The organism is Diaphorobacter sp. B2A2W2 (genome assembly GCF_056730635.1).
Window position 1 is genome coordinate 103432 of sequence record NZ_JBWZOR010000007.1, and the last position, 14683, is coordinate 118114.

General features: G+C 67.5%; 12 protein-coding genes and 1 riboswitch. Of the genes, 6 read left to right on the forward strand and 6 right to left on the reverse strand.

Annotated elements, in window-relative coordinates:
* The first annotated feature begins 53 nt into the window (after nucleotides 1–53).
* The 4 genes from AC1PPL_RS13080 to ruvC all read left to right on the forward strand — a co-directional run bounded on the left by AC1PPL_RS13080 (nucleotide 54) and on the right by ruvC (nucleotide 3128).
* Nucleotides 54–914, forward strand: coding sequence for an energy transducer TonB (locus tag AC1PPL_RS13080; RefSeq protein WP_015914250.1), 861 nt, complete (start codon nucleotides 54–56; stop codon nucleotides 912–914).
* Nucleotides 914–1762, forward strand: coding sequence for a shikimate dehydrogenase (gene aroE / locus AC1PPL_RS13085; protein ID WP_287923685.1), 849 nt, complete (start codon nucleotides 914–916; stop codon nucleotides 1760–1762). Before AC1PPL_RS13080 ends, aroE begins: the two co-directional genes overlap by 1 nt.
* Before the next feature lie 3 nt (nucleotides 1763–1765).
* Nucleotides 1766–2488 (forward strand): monofunctional biosynthetic peptidoglycan transglycosylase, encoded by a 723-nt coding sequence (gene mtgA, locus AC1PPL_RS13090; protein ID WP_123676134.1) that lies wholly within the window; start codon nucleotides 1766–1768, stop codon nucleotides 2486–2488.
* Nucleotides 2489–2567: 79 nt separating this feature from the next.
* Nucleotides 2568–3128 (forward strand): crossover junction endodeoxyribonuclease RuvC, encoded by a 561-nt coding sequence (gene ruvC, locus AC1PPL_RS13095; protein ID WP_015914253.1) that lies wholly within the window; start codon nucleotides 2568–2570, stop codon nucleotides 3126–3128.
* Nucleotides 3129–3164: 36 nt separating this feature from the next.
* Here the strand turns inward: ruvC and AC1PPL_RS13100 are convergent, their stop codons facing one another.
* Nucleotides 3165–4817 carry a methyl-accepting chemotaxis protein gene (locus AC1PPL_RS13100; protein ID WP_312129554.1) on the reverse strand — a complete coding sequence of 551 codons (1653 nt, stop codon included), beginning with the start codon at nucleotides 4815–4817 and terminating at the stop codon, nucleotides 3165–3167.
* A gap of 253 nt (nucleotides 4818–5070) precedes the next feature.
* Between AC1PPL_RS13100 and AC1PPL_RS13105 the strand changes: the two genes are divergently transcribed.
* Nucleotides 5071–6696 carry a methyl-accepting chemotaxis protein gene (locus AC1PPL_RS13105; RefSeq protein ID WP_479973470.1) on the forward strand — a complete coding sequence of 542 codons (1626 nt, stop codon included), beginning with the start codon at nucleotides 5071–5073 and terminating at the stop codon, nucleotides 6694–6696.
* A gap of 51 nt (nucleotides 6697–6747) precedes the next feature.
* Here AC1PPL_RS13105 and thiC read toward each other — a convergent pair whose 3' ends face one another.
* The 3 genes from thiC to lpxC form a co-directional block, all read right to left on the reverse strand.
* Nucleotides 6748–8592, reverse strand: coding sequence for a phosphomethylpyrimidine synthase ThiC (gene thiC / locus AC1PPL_RS13110; RefSeq protein WP_252101990.1), 1845 nt, complete (start codon nucleotides 8590–8592; stop codon nucleotides 6748–6750).
* A 101-nt stretch (nucleotides 8593–8693) separates the two neighbouring features.
* Nucleotides 8694–8803, reverse strand: a riboswitch (TPP riboswitch).
* 33 nt (nucleotides 8804–8836) lie between these two features.
* Nucleotides 8837–9013: a hypothetical protein gene (locus tag AC1PPL_RS13115; RefSeq protein ID WP_011806756.1), complete on the reverse strand. Its 177-nt coding sequence runs from the start codon at nucleotides 9011–9013 to the stop codon at nucleotides 8837–8839.
* Nucleotides 9014–9031: 18 nt separating this feature from the next.
* Nucleotides 9032–9955: a UDP-3-O-acyl-N-acetylglucosamine deacetylase gene (lpxC, locus tag AC1PPL_RS13120; RefSeq protein WP_088888345.1), complete on the reverse strand. Its 924-nt coding sequence runs from the start codon at nucleotides 9953–9955 to the stop codon at nucleotides 9032–9034.
* A 220-nt stretch (nucleotides 9956–10175) separates the two neighbouring features.
* Here lpxC and AC1PPL_RS13125 point away from each other — a divergent pair, with 220 nt between their 5' ends.
* Entirely contained in the window at nucleotides 10176–11915 is a 1740-nt protein-coding gene (locus AC1PPL_RS13125; protein ID WP_479973471.1) for a methyl-accepting chemotaxis protein, read from the forward strand.
* Between the two features lie 141 nt (nucleotides 11916–12056).
* On the opposite strand, the gene ftsZ is transcribed toward AC1PPL_RS13125, so the two are convergent.
* Both ftsZ and ftsA read right to left on the reverse strand, forming a co-directional pair.
* Complete coding sequence (gene ftsZ / locus AC1PPL_RS13130; RefSeq protein WP_011806759.1) at nucleotides 12057–13286, reverse strand: cell division protein FtsZ; 1230 nt, start codon at nucleotides 13284–13286, stop codon at nucleotides 12057–12059.
* Between the two features lie 162 nt (nucleotides 13287–13448).
* Entirely contained in the window at nucleotides 13449–14678 is a 1230-nt protein-coding gene (gene ftsA, locus AC1PPL_RS13135; RefSeq protein WP_015914259.1) for a cell division protein FtsA, read from the reverse strand.
* Nucleotides 14679–14683: the final 5 nt, after the last annotated feature.

A 14683-nucleotide genomic window follows, 5' to 3' on the forward strand; every position in this document is an offset into this window, starting at 1 on the left:
GCAGCGCGCCGCCCCACAGGGGCGCCGCGGCCTGCAGTGATGGCGGCCCGACGATGAAAATCTCCACCCTGCTTCAACGCCTGACGACGCTGCAGATCGCGCTGGGCGTCTCCATCGCCGTGCATGCCGCACTGCTCACGGTGCGCTTCGTGGACCCCGAGAGCTTCAACCGCGTGTTCCAGGACACGCCGCTGGAGGTGATCCTGGTCAACGCGCAGTCCAACGAGCGCCCCGACAAGGCGCAGGCCATCGCGCAGGCGTCGCTGGCCGGTGGCGGCGAGGCCGCCAAGGGACGCGCCACCAGCCCCCTGCCCTACTCGGCCCTCACCACGATCGGCGACGACCTGGAGGAAGCCCAGCGCAAGATGGACCAGATGCTGGAGCAGCAGACCCAGATGCTGGCCCAGTTGCGCAAGCAGCTCGCCGTGCTGCCCGAGCCCGACCCGCGCAAACCCAGCCAGAGCACCGACAGCCAGGCCCAGGACGAAAAGCGCCGCCAGCTGGTGAAGCTGCTGGCCGAGATCGAAAAGCGCATCAACGAGGAAAACGCCCGCCCGCGCAAGCGCTACATCAGCCCCGCCACGCGCGAAGAGGTGTACGCCGTGTACTACGACGCGCTGCGCCGCAAGGTCGAGGACAAGGGCACGCAGAACTTCCCCGAGCAGGGCGGCAAGAAGCTCTACGGCGAGCTGATCATGATCCTGACCGTGAACCATGACGGCCGCGTGCTGGCCACCGAGGTGGTGCAGGGCTCGGGCAACCGCCTGCTGGACCGCCGCGCCGAGGCCATCGCCCGCGCCGCGGGGCCCTTTGGCCACTTCGGCCCGGCGATGCGCGCCAAGGCCGATCAGATCGCCGTGGTCTCGCGCTTCAAGTTCACGCGCGACCAGACCCTGGAAACCGACCTGCGCTGATGACCGCCGCCGCCGACCTCTACTGCGTGATGGGCAACCCCATCGCCCATAGCCGCTCGCCGTGGATCCACGCGCGCTTTGCCCAACTGACGGGCCAGTCGCTGCACTACGAGCGCCGCCTGGTTCCGCTGGACGGCTTCGCCCAGGCGCTGCAGAGCTTCGCCGCCGAAGGCGGGCGCGGCTGCAACATCACCGTGCCGTTCAAGCTGGAGGCCGCGCAGCTGGCCACCACGCGCAGCGAGCGCGTGCAGTTGGCCGGCGCGGCCAATACCCTCGTGTTCGACGGCGGCAACATCCATGCCGACAACACCGACGGCCTGGGCCTGGTGGCCGACATCACGCAAGGCGCGGGCGCTCCACTCGCCGGGCGCGACGTGTTGCTGGTGGGCGCGGGCGGCGCGGCCGCCGGCGTGCTGGGCCCGCTGCTGCGGCAGCACCCCCGGCGCATCGCCGTCGTGAACCGCACGCCCGCGCGCGCCCAGGCACTGGTGGACAGCCACGCCGCGCTCGCAGCGCTACAAAAAACAGAGCTACTGGCGCTGGACATGCAAGCGCCAGGGGCCGATTTCGACATAATCATCAACGCCACGGCCAGCAGCCTGGAAGGCGGCCCGGTGCCCGTGCCCGCCAGCGTGCTGCGCCCCGGCAGCCTGGCCTACGACATGATGTACGGCCCCGCGGCGCAGCCCTTTCTGGACTGGGCCACGGCCCACGGCGCCACCGCGCGCGACGGACTGGGCATGCTGGTGGAGCAGGCGGCCGAGGCGTTCCTGCTCTGGCGCGGCGTGCGCCCGCCGTCGGCCCCGGTGCTGCAGGAGCTGCGCGCGGCCATCGCCGCGGGGGCCTGAGGCATGCGGGGCGCACTGCGCTGGTGCATGCTGGTGCTGCTGGCACTGCTGGCGCTGCAGCTGTTCTTCGTGGCGCGCATCGCGGCCATGGCGGTGATCGACCCGGAATCCACCACCTTCCAGCGGTCAGAGGCCTGGGCGCAATGGTCCCAAGGCAGCGGCGTGCGCTGGCGCCAGCAGTGGGTGCCGTACGCACAGATATCCGACCACCTCAAGCGCGCGGTGGTCGCATCGGAGGACGATAACTTCGTCAACCACGACGGCGTGGACTGGGATGCCATCGAAAAGGCCTGGGAGCGCAATGCGCGCATCGAGGCGCAGCTGGCCGCCCGGCCGTCGGCCACGGGGCGCGCGCCCAAGATCCGCGGCGGCTCCACCATCACCCAGCAACTGGCCAAGAACCTGCTGCTGTCGGGCGAGCGCAACCTGGTGCGCAAGGGGCAGGAATTCGTGCTCACTCTGGCGCTGGAGCAGCTCCTGCCCAAGCAGCGCATCCTGGAGATCTACCTGAACAACGTGGAATGGGGGGCAGGCGTGTTCGGCGCCGAGGCCGCCGCGCAGCGCTACTTCGGCAAGAGCGCACGCCAGCTCACCGCGCCCGAGGCCGCGCGCCTGGCCGTGATGCTGCCGGCGCCCAAACGCTTCGAGAAGGCGCCCGGCTCGGCCTACCTGGCCGGGCGCACGCGCGCGCTGCTGGCGCGCATGGGGCGCAGCGAGTTGCCCTGAACCACATGTCATTCATACAAGCAAAATCGGCCTCAAAACCAATAGCAGCAAGCGCGAACAGCTATAAATTTAATAGTCCATGAGAATCCTTGGCATCGACCCCGGACTGCAGACCACGGGCTTCGGCGTGGTGGACGTGGACGGCCATCGCCTGCGCTACGTGGCCAGCGGCACCATCCGCACCACGGGGCGCGCCACGGGCCTCGCGCTGGGGGATCTGCCGGGCCGGCTCAAGGTGCTGTTCGATGGCGTGAGCGAAGTGGCCGCGCGCTACCAGCCCAGCACGGCGGCGGTGGAAATCATCTTCGTCAACGTCAACCCGCAGTCCACACTGCTGCTGGGCCAGGCGCGCGGCGCGGCGCTCACCGCGCTGGTGAATGCCAATCTGCCCGTGGCCGAATACACCGCGCTGCAGATGAAGAAGGCCGTGGTAGGCCACGGCCGCGCGGCCAAGTCGCAGGTGCAGGAGATGGTGCGCCGTCTGCTGGAGTTGCCCGGCCTGCCGGGCACCGATGCCGCCGACGCCCTGGGCCTGGCCATCACCCACGCGCACGCCGGCGCGGCCATGGCCCGCGTGGGCGAGGTCGCGCAGCTCACGCGGCGCCAGCACGCCATGTACAAGGCCGGGCGCAGTTACTGAACGACTGAACGCGGCCCTTGCCTCTGGGGCCTTTCCCTACGCAGCAAGCGCGGGCAAGCCAACGTCCTTCTCCGCCATTTCCGGAGCGGTGGTTGCGCGCGCCAACGCCACGGCCCCCGGCTGCGGCGCGCCGCCCTGCAGCTTGAAGCGGCTGACCGCCTCGGTCAGTCGGCCCGCCTGGTCGCGCAGCGACTGCGACGCGGCTGCGGACTCTTCCACCAGCGCGGCGTTCTGCTGCGTCATCTGATCCAGGTGGCTGACCGATTGGCCCACCTGGCCAATGCTGCCCGCCTGCTCGGCGGCCGCGCTGGTGATCTCGGCCACGATGTCGGAAACCCGGCGCACGCTGGCCACGATCTCGGTCATGGTCTCGCCCGCCTGCGCCACCAGGCGCGAGCCGCCCTCCACCCGCTCGACGGAGGCGCCGATCAGCGCCTTGATTTCCTTGGCGGCGTCGGCGCTGCGTTGCGCCAGGCTGCGCACCTCGCTGGCCACGACGGCGAAGCCCCGGCCCTGTTCGCCGGCGCGCGCGGCCTCCACGGCGGCATTGAGTGCCAGGATGTTGGTCTGGAACGCGATGGAGTCGATCACGCCCGTGATGTCGCCGATGCGCCGCGAGCTGTCGGAAATCTCGCCCATGGTCTGCACCACCTGCGCAACCACCGCGCCGCCGCGCACCGCCACCTCGGCCGCGTTGGCCGCGAGCCCGCTGGCCTGGCGGGACGATTCGGCACTGTGCTGCACCGTGCCGGTGAGCAACTCCATGGACGAGGCGGTCTGCTGCAGGCTGGCGGCGGTCTGCTCGGTGCGCTGGCTCAGGTCCTGGTTGCCCAGGGCGATCTCGTCACTTGCCGTGGCGATGCTGCCCGCGGCCTGCTGCACCTGGCCCACCAGGGTGCGCAGCGCATCCTGCATGCGGCCCATGGCAGCGACGAGGCTGCCGATCTCGTCACGCTGGCGGGACTGCACCGCATGCGACAGGTCGCCCGCGGCAATGCGCTCGGCCAGCGCGCGCGCCTGCTCCAGCGATTGCGTGATGGAACGCACGCTGAACAACGTCAGCGGAACGAGCACCGCCAACCCCAACAGCACGGCTGCAGCAATCAGCGTGGACATGGTGGCGGTGCGCTGGTCCAGGGCGGCGCGCGCCTCTTCCATGTGGCCGCGCGCCTGCGTGGCCAGGCTGGCCAGCAGGGCATCGGTGGTGTCCATGTGGGCCTTGAAACGCTCGGCATACGCCCCCGCACCCGCGCCATCAAGCAGGGCGCGCTCGATCTGGTCGAAGATCGGCACGAGCCCGCCTTCGTACTGCCCGACCTCGGCCAGCGCTTTGTCCAGTGCGCCGGTGAATTCCACGTTGCCGGCCTGCACCTCGCGCACCTGCGCCATGCTCTTGCGCAGCGCATCCAACTGGCGGCTCCAGCCCTCACGCAGCGCCTGCACCTCCACGGCGTTGTTGAAGTTGATGATGATGTCCTTCTCGGCACGGCGCAGGTGCCCCAAGCCGGTGCGAAGTTCGGCCATGTCGGTGAGCGTTTGCACCTGGCGCGCAAACAGCTCTTGCAGCGTGGTGCGCGAGCGGTCGAGCGCAACGTAGCCCAGAGCGCCCACTGCAGTCAGCAGGACCAGGGAAAAAGTCGTGGCGAAATACAGCCGCGCGCGAATGGAAAGCTGCCCCAGAACCCTCATGGCATTCCTTTGCTGAACATGATGACCGGCGTGTGCAAGTTCCACGCCATGGCAGAGATACGCCTCGTGGGCGGACCAGAATGCAACTGTATGTTGCAAGCGCTCAATCCCAAGGCAGGGTAATCACGGTCCCGTTGTCTCTGGTGAGACGGGGCTTAGGGAACGCGGCAAGGCATGCCTAGAAAACATATTGTCACAATCTTTGTCCATAGTGCGGTTCGGCCCTAGGGCTTTGGTCACCCCGAACACGCGCATGTCCTTCTCTTCTTCCCCTACCCGCTCTCTTTCCATCGGCCCGCTGGGTCGCCGGCTGCTGGGCCTGTTCATGACGGTGCTGGCGCTGAGTCTGGTCGGCTCGGCCATCGGCGTGTGGTCGCTGCGGCACATCGGCCAATCGACGGACGATATGGTTCAGCACAGCGTGGCCAACGAACGACTGGTAGCCGACGCCTATCGGCTGCAGGCCATCAATGCCGAGCGCTACAAGGCCGTGGCCTTGAGTTCAGAACCCGAGGTGGGGCAAGCCATCGGCGCCGACATTGCCGCTACGCAGCAGCAGTACGACAGGCTGGTAGCCACCCTGGCACAGCGGCTGGCCGGCACAGCCGACGAGGAACTGCTGTCCCGCGTGAAGGCGCGGGCCGCCGACTTCCACGAGGCCCAGGCCGCACTGGTGCAGGCACGCGACTTCGGCCTCACGTCACGCATTCAGCAGGTGTATGGCGAGCGCTTCCTGCCCGCGTCCCAGGCATTGCTGGGGTCGCTGGATGCGCTCACGCAGTCGCAGCGCCAGTCCATCGACACGGCCGCCCTGGCCGTGGGCGGCTGGAGCCTGCGGGCGCGCTGGTCGCTGCTGGCGTTCGGCAGCCTGTCCCTGGTGCTGGGCACCCTGCTCGCGCTGTGGCTGGTGCGCAGCATCACGCGGCCCATTGCACTGGCCAGCGACACCGCGCAGCGTGTTGCGGGGCTGGACCTGCGCCAGGACATCGTGGGCCACGACCGGGACGAAACCGGGCACATGCTGACGTCTCTGTCGGTCATGCAGTCCGCGCTGCGCAGCCTTGCCGGACAGGTGAGCACCTCCGTGCACAGCCTGCACACGGCTTCGTCCGAGATGGCCAACGGCAACGCCCACCTGTCCACCCGCACCGAGGAGGCCGCAGCCAGCCTGCAGGAAACGGCCGCCGCGCTGGAGCATGTGACACGTGCCGTTCAACAATCGGCCGAGACCGCCGAGCATGCCGAGGCACGCGCCGCACAGGCGGCAGCCGCCGCGCACGAAGGCAGCAACGTGGTGACGCGCATGGAGCAGACCATGCAGCAAGTGGCCCACAGCGCGCACCAGATCGGCGACATCACGGGCATGATCGACTCGATCGCGTTCCAGACCAACATCTTGGCGTTGAACGCCGCGGTGGAAGCCGCACGTGCCGGCGAACAAGGCCGCGGTTTCGCGGTAGTGGCCAGCGAAGTGCGCAGCTTGGCGAACCGCTCGGCCGAGGCCGCGCGCGAGATCAAGGCATTGATCCAGGCGTCCGTGCAGCAGGTGGATGCCGGCGCCACCCTGGCCGCTGATGCGGGGCGCACCATGGCGCAGGTGGTGGCGGCCATCCAGGACGCCGCGCGCACGATGGCCGACATACGCTCCAGCCACCATGCGCAGCAGCAGGACATCCTCTCCATCCACTCGGCCCTGTCGCGGCTGGACCAGATGACCCAGCAGAACGCCGCCCTCGTGGAAGAGTCCGCGGCCGCCACCGAGAGCTTGCGCGGCCAGGCCCATGAGCTGGCGGCGCAGGTCAGCCGCTTTCGCCTGCCGGGTGAACTGGCGCACGCACTGCCGTCGCCCATGCCCACCCGGCTGCTGGCCGCGGCCTGATACGGCCACTTGGAGCCGGCCTGGCATGACAGGCCGGCGGCTTTGCGTGGGTCAGTCGGCGCGGTGGATGGGCACGTAGAGCTCGCCGCCCGTGCGGTTGAACTCCTCTGCCTTGGACTGCAGGCCCTGTTGAGCGAATTCGCGCACTTCCTGCGTGATCTTCATCGAGCAGAACTTCGGCCCGCACATGGAGCAGAAGTGCGCCACCTTGGCGCTGTCCTTGGGCAGGGTCTCGTCGTGGTACTCCTTGGCCGTATCGGGGTCCAGGCCCAGGTTGAACTGGTCCTGCCAGCGGAAGTCGAACCGCGCCTGGCTCAGCGCGTCGTCGCGCGCACGGGCACCCGGATGCCCCTTGGCGACGTCTGCCGCGTGGGCCGCGATCTTGTAGGCAATGATGCCCTGCTTGACATCGTCGCGGTCGGGCAGGCCCAGGTGCTCCTTCGGGGTCACGTAGCACAGCATGGCCGTGCCCATCCAGCCGATCATGGCGGCGCCGATGGCGCTGGCGATGTGGTCGTAGCCGGGGGCGATGTCGATGGTCAGCGGGCCCAGGGTGTAGAACGGCGCCTCGTGGCAGGTCTTGAGCTGCTCCGTCATGTTGGCCTGGATCATGTGCATGGGCACGTGGCCGGGGCCTTCGATCATGGTCTGCACGTCGTGCTTCCAGGCAATCTGCGTCAGCTCGCCCAGCGTATGCAGCTCGGCGAACTGAGCCTCGTCGTTGGCGTCCGAGGCGCAGCCCGGACGCAGGCCATCACCCAGGCTGAACGACACGTCGTACGCCTTCATGATGTCGCAAATGTCCTCGAAGTGTGTGTAGAGGAAGCTCTCCTTGTGGTGCGCCATGCACCACTTGGCCATGATGGAGCCGCCACGGGACACGATGCCCGTGCGGCGCGCGGCGGTGAGCTGGATGTAGGCCAGGCGCACGCCCGCGTGGATGGTGAAATAGTCCACGCCCTGCTCGGCCTGCTCGATCAGCGTGTCGCGGAAGATCTCCCAGGTCAGGTCCTCGGCAATGCCGCCGACCTTTTCCAGCGCCTGGTAGATAGGCACCGTGCCGATGGGCACGGGCGAGTTGCGCACGATCCAGTCGCGCGTGGTGTGGATGTTCTTGCCGGTGGACAGGTCCATCACGTTGTCGGCGCCCCAGCGGATGGCCCAGACGAGCTTCTCCACCTCTTCCTCGATGCTCGACGTGACGGCGGAGTTGCCGATGTTGGCGTTGATCTTCACCTTGAAGTTGCGCCCGATGGCCATGGGCTCCACTTCGGGGTGGTTGATGTTGGCGGGAATGATGGCGCGGCCACGGGCGACCTCGTCGCGCACGAACTCGGGCGTGATGATTTTCGGAATGCTCGCACCCAGTGGGTTGCCGGCCAGGCGCTGCTCGCGCGCGGCGTCCTGCATGTATTGCTGCATCCACTCGCGGCGACCGTTCTCGCGCAAGGCCACGTATTCCATCTCGGGAGTGACGATGCCCTTCTTCGCGTAGTGCATCTGCGTGACGTTGGCGCCGCTCCTGGCGCGCAGCGGCTGGCGCTGCAGCGCCGCAGCCTCGGCGCGCAGCTGGGCCAGGCGGTCGCCATCCTCGGCCTTCTGGCCGTCGTCCAGCGCCTTGCGCACGCGACCCTCATAGCCCTCGGTGTCACCGCGCGCGGCAATCCATTCGCCCCGCACGCTCGCAAGGCCCTTGCGCACGTCGATCTGCACGGCAGGATCGGTATAGGGGCCGGACGTGTCGTACACGCTCACCACTTCGCCGTTGGTGAGCTGAATGTCGCGCACCGGCACGCGCAGCCCGGGCTGGCTGCCGGCGAGGTAGGACTTGGTGGAAGCGGGAAAGGGTTCGCGCGTGAGCGCAAGCAGGCTGGCGAACTTGTCGGGGGCATTCATGGCGGGCAGCTCCTTCATCGGCGGGATGGATGGAAGTGCTCCGCTATCGATCGGATGGACGGACGGAGCACGACCCTTCTTGCGGGTGTACCCGTTTCCCCCTATCCGACTGCAGCTCTTCTTACGCTGGTATGAACCAGATCAAGTTCGCGGTTCCGGCGGTCAGGTCCGCCATCTCAGCACGCCGTTACGTGCACCCCGGAGCGGGGCCGAGTATAGGCGACTTGACCGCCAGCAAGGCGCCTTACAGCAGACGCTCGAGGATCAGCACTAGGAAGAACATGGACGCCGCGATGACGGTCCATTTGACGATGACCAGTCCAAAACGCTTGTAGCGCTGCTGCCCCGTAGCGGCAAAAAAGGCAAACGACACGCCGGCAGCCAGCAGCAGCAGAAGGACAGCCCATCGGAAGATCAACATGCGCGCGTCCCCCGTCCGTTACCAGGCACGCACCGGCTGTGTGAAACCTGCGGGCGCCTGGCGCTCATTCTCGAAGGTCACGATCTCCCACGCATCCTCATGGGCCAGCAGTTCGCGCAACAGCAGATTGTTCATGGCGTGGCCCGAGCGGAAGGCGCTATAGGCCGCCAGCAGCGGCTTGCCAACAAGGTACAGGTCGCCCATGGCATCGAGGATCTTGTGGCGGGCGAACTCGGCGTCGTAGCGCAGGCCATCGGCGTTGAGCACCTTGTAGTCGTCCATGACGATGGCGTTGTCCAGCCCGCCACCCAGCGCCAGGCCACTGGAGCGCAGCATCTCTACGTCCTTCGTGAAGCCGAAGGTGCGGGCGCGCGCAATGTCGCGCGCGTAGTTGCCTTCGCCCAGATCGAACTCCACGCTCTGTCCCGTGGAGTCCACGGCGGGGTGGGCGAAGTCGATGTCGAAGCGCAGCTTGAAGCCATGGTAGGGCTCCAGCCGCGCCCACTTGAGCTGCTGGCCCGTGCCTTCACGCACTTCCACGGGGCGTTTGACGCGTATGAAGCGCTTGGGCGCGTTCTGCAACTCCACCCCCGCGCTTTGCAGCAGGAACACGAAGGAAGCGGACGATCCGTCGAGGATCGGCACCTCCTCCGCCGTGATGTCGATGTAGAGGTTGTCCAGCCCCAGCCCTGCGCAGGCCGACATGAGGTGCTCCACAGTATGCACCTTCGCCCCGCCGGCGCCAATGGTCGAGGCCATGCGCGTATCCACGACAGCCGTGGCGGTAATGGGAATGTCCACGGGCTCCGGCAGATCTACGCGGCGGAACACGATCCCCGTATCCGGCTGTGCCGGACGCAACGTCAACTCGACCCGCTGGCCGCTGTGCAGGCCTACGCCAACGGCGCGGGTCAGGGTCTTGATGGTGCGTTGCTGAAGCATCCGCCGATTTTAGGCCGCCAGACACGGGCCGGCAGTACCCCTTTTCTATGACGTTGATAGCAGCGAAACGTTTTGCCGCCTGCGCTGCGCGTCGATCTGCAGAAGCGCTGACATACGGACAACGAGCGCGTCGCCGAACAAAATTGGAACAAATGCGATAATTATGTTAATAAATGTTCACAAAACTCGCCATCTTGGCGAATTTCGGAGAAAGCCCCCCATGACCAAGCTCAGCCTCAAGATGAAGATTCTTGCCATGCTGGGAACGGCGCTGCTCGCGCTGATCGTGATGTCTACCCTGTCGTTGCTGCAGGAGCGCAAGCTCATCATCGACGCCCGCAAGGAAACCCTGACCACCGCCGTGCAGACGGCGCACAGCATCGTCGCCGCTTACAAGGAAGCGGCCGACAAGGGCGCGATGAGCGTAGAGGACGCGCAGAAGGCCGCCAAGGAATCCCTGCGCCTGTCGCGCTACGGCGGCGCGGAAGGCAAGACCGAGTATTTCTACATCTGGACCATGGACAGCCGCGGCGTGATGCACCCCATCAAGCCCGAGTGGGAAGGCCAGGACATGGCCGGCAAGCTCAAGGACGGCGATGGCAACGACCTGCTCAAGCAGATCACGGACGCACTGCAGCGCAGCAAGGATGGCAAAGCGTATGTCTCTGCCAGGTTCATGCGCCCTGGCGAGCAGACGCTCGCACCCAAGCTGCAATACGCCGTGCGCATCGATGGATGGAACTGGATGGTGGGCTCCGGCCTGTACACCGACGATATCGATGCCGCAGTGCGCCAGGCGCTGCTGACCGACCTGCTGGTGGTCGCGCTCGTCACCCTTGCCGTGGGAGTGGTCGGGTTTGCGGTGTTCCGCTCGGTGGTGCGCCAGATCGGCGGCGAACCCGCCCACGCCATGAGCGTCATGTCGGAAGTCGCGCAGGGCCATCTGGACACCGCCATCCCTCCCGCGCCCGCAGGATCGCTGATGGATGGACTGTCGCAGATGGTGGCCTCGCTGCGCCGCCTCGTGGTCGAGGTGCGCAGCGCCTCAGACAGCATTGCCACCGCGGCCAGCGAGATCGCGCAGGGCAACAACGACCTGGCCCATCGCACCGAGGACACGGCCAGCAACCTGCAGGCCACGGCCAGCAGCATGGAAGAGCTCTCCAGCACGGTGCGCCAGACCTCCGACGCCACCCAGACCGCCAACCAACTGGCCGCATCGGCCGCACAGGTGGCGGCACGCGGCGGGGACGTGGTATCCCAGGTGGTGAGCACCATGGAAGGCATCAACGCCAGCAGCGGCAAGATCAGCGACATCATCGGCGTGATCGACGGTATCGCCTTCCAGACCAACATCCTGGCGCTCAACGCTGCCGTAGAGGCCGCGCGCGCCGGCGAACAAGGCCGGGGCTTTGCCGTGGTGGCCGGAGAAGTCCGCACGCTCGCGCAGCGCAGTGCGCAAGCCGCCAAGGAGATCAAGGCGTTGATCAACGATTCGGTGGAAAAGGTCCGCTCCGGCACGACACTGGTGGACAGCGCCGGCAGCACCATGACCGAGATCGTCAGCAGCGTTCAGCGGGTGACGGACATCATTGGCGAAGTGCGCGCCGCCACCTCCGAGCAAAGCCAGGGCATTGCCCAGGTCAGCACCGCCATGCACCAGCTTGACCAGATGACGCAGCAGAACTCCGCGCTGGTGGAGGAATCCACCGCCGCGGCAGCCAGCCTGCGCGAGCAGGCCATGAAGCTGACGGACGTGGTGGCGCTGTTCCGCGTGCAGGCGGGCGAGGTACAGCGGCCCCGCCCCGCCACGACAACCACGCGTGCGGCAGCCCCCGCGGCGCGCCCGGCCGCAAGCGCACCTCGCGCTCTGTCCACTCCCGCGGCACCCGCGCTACAGGCCAAGCCCGCCAAAGCGCCCGGCGCCGGCCCGGACGACGGCGACTGGGAATCGTTCTGACGCCGGTCCGTGCGGCGCCCGCAGGCGCCAGCGCGCGCCGTGTAGCGCACGTCATGCGGATGCGCGACCGCACATGAAAAAGCCGCTGGCACGCCAGCGGCTTTTTCATTCAGGCACCTTGGTCGTGGCGCCGGTGGAGCTTCAGTCCGCCTGCTTGCGCAGGAAGGCCGGAATCTCCAGTTCATCCATGCCGCCCGAAGACAGCGCATCCACGCGCGCCGTGGCCACGGAACGGTTGGTGCGCCAGACGCTCGGCACGGCCATGCTGCCGTAGTCGGCCTGGGCCGCACCGCCCACCATGCCGGCGGAAACTCCGACCGCTGCGCCGGCCATCGGCATCTGGTACGCCACGTTGTCCGTGCCGGTGCGCAGGCTGCCCTGCACCACCTGCATGGGCTGGCGGCGCGCGTTCTGGCGCGACAGGCCCGTGGCCACCACGGTCACGCGGATCTCGTCGCCCAGCGTGTCGTCGTATGCCGCGCCGAAGATCACATGCGCGTCCGGCGAGGCGTAGGCGTTGATGGTGTTCATTGCCAGCCGCGATTCGGCCAGCTTGAGGCTGCCCTTGCTTGCCGTGACCAGCACCAGCACGCCCTTGGCGCCCGACAGGTCGATGCCTTCGAGCAGCGGGCAGGCGATGGCCTGCTCGGCTGCAATGCGCGCGCGATCCGGGCCGCTGGCCGTGGCCGTGCCCATCATCGCCTTGCCGGGCTCGCCCATCACGGTGCGCACGTCCTCGAAGTCCACGTTCACCTGGCCGTACTCGTTGATGATCTCGGCGATACCGCCGACCGCGTTCTTGAGCACATCGTTGGCGTGCGCGAAGGCTTCTTCCTGGGTGATGTCATCGCCCAGCACCTCCAGCAGCTTCTCGTTGAGCACGACGATCAGCGAGTCGACGTTGGCTTCGAGCTCGGCCAGCCCATCGTCGGCGTTCTTCATGCGGCGCCCGCCCTCCCAGTCGAAGGGCTTGGTGACCACGCCCACCGTGAGGATGCCCATCTCCTTGGCCACGCGCGCGATCACGGGCGCAGCGCCCGTGCCCGTGCCGCCGCCCATGCCGGCGGTAATAAACAGCATGTGCGAGCCCTGGATGGCCTGGCGGATGTCCTCCTGCGCAGCCTCGGCGGCCTCGCGGCCCTTGTCAGGCTTGCTGCCCGCGCCCAAGCCGCTTGCGCCCAGTTGGATGGTGCGATGCGCCGTGCTGCGGGTGAGCGCCTGCGCGTCGGTGTTGGCCGTGACGAACTCCACGCCCTGCACGTTGCGCGAGATCATGTGCTCGACGGCGTTGCCGCCGCCCCCGCCGACACCGATCACCTTGATCTGCGTGCCCTGGTTGAACTCTTCGGACTCGATCATTTCGATGGTCATGATGGTGCTCCTGAAACTTGGGTTGTGATTTGCAATTGCCGTAGGTTGGTGTTTGTTAGGGGACGGTCATTGCCGTCGGGCGGAGGCGCGGTACTTCGCCATCGCCCGCGGCGCCGCGGCGGCGGACTGGCGCGTGCCATCCAGAGCGGGGGGAAGGTCATGTCAGAAGTTCCCCACGATGAAGTCCTTGAACCGGCCGAACGCGGTCTTCACCGAGCCGCTCTTGGCTGCCACCTTGAAGCCGCGCAGGCGCGCCAGGCGCGCCTCTTCCAGCAGGCCCATGACCGTGGCGGCGCGCGGCTGGGCAATCATGTCGGCCAGCGCGCTGGAGTACTTCGGGATGCCGCGGCGCACGGGCTTGAGGAAGATGTCCTCGCCCAGCTCCACCATGCCCGGCATGACGGAGCTGCCGCCCGTGATCACGATGCCCGAGGACAGCACCTCCTCATACCCGGACTCGCGGATCACCTGCTGCACCAGCGAGAAGATCTCCTCCACGCGCGGTTCGATCACACCCGCCAGCGCCTGCTTGGACAGCATGCGCGGGCTGCGGTCGCCCAGGCCTGGCACCTCGACCTGCGCCTCAGGGTCGGCGAGCAACTGCTTGGCGTAGCCGCTCTCCACCTTGATGTCCTCGGCGTCCTTGGTGGGTGTGCGCAGCGCCATCGCGATATCGCTGGTGATCAGGTCGCCCGCAATCGGGATCACCGCCGTGTGGCGGATCGCCCCCCCGGTGAAGATGGCCACATCGGTGGTGCCCGCGCCAATGTCCACCACGGCCACGCCCAGTTCGCGCTCGTCATCGGTAAGGACGGCCTGGCTGCTCGCCAGCGGGTTCAGCATCAGCTGCTCCACTTCCAGGCCGCAGCGGCGCACGCACTTGATGATGTTCTCGGCCGCGCTCTGCGCGCCGGTCACGATGTGGATCTTGGCCTCCAGGCGGATGCCGCTCATGCCGATGGGCTCTTTGACATCCTGCCCGTCGATCACGAATTCCTGCGGCTCCACCAGCAGCAGCCGCTGGTCGCTGGAGATGTTGATGGCCTTGGCCGTCTCCACCACGCGCGCCACGTCCGCCGGCGTGACCTCCTTGTCCTTCACGGCCACCATGCCGCTGGAGTTGAGGCCGCGGATATGGCTGCCCGTGATGCCGGTATAGACGCGCTGGATCTTGCAGTCGGCCATCAACTCGGCCTCCTTCAGCGCCTGCTGGATGCTCTGCACCGTGGCGTCGATGTTCACCACCACGCCGCGCTTCAAGCCATTGCTGGGGGCTACGCCCAGGCCGGCCAGCTTCAGCTCGCCCCCGGGCAGCACTTCAGCGACGACTGCCATGACCTTGGCGGTGCCGATGTCCAGCCCCACGACCACGTCTTTGTATTCTCTTGCCATAGTTC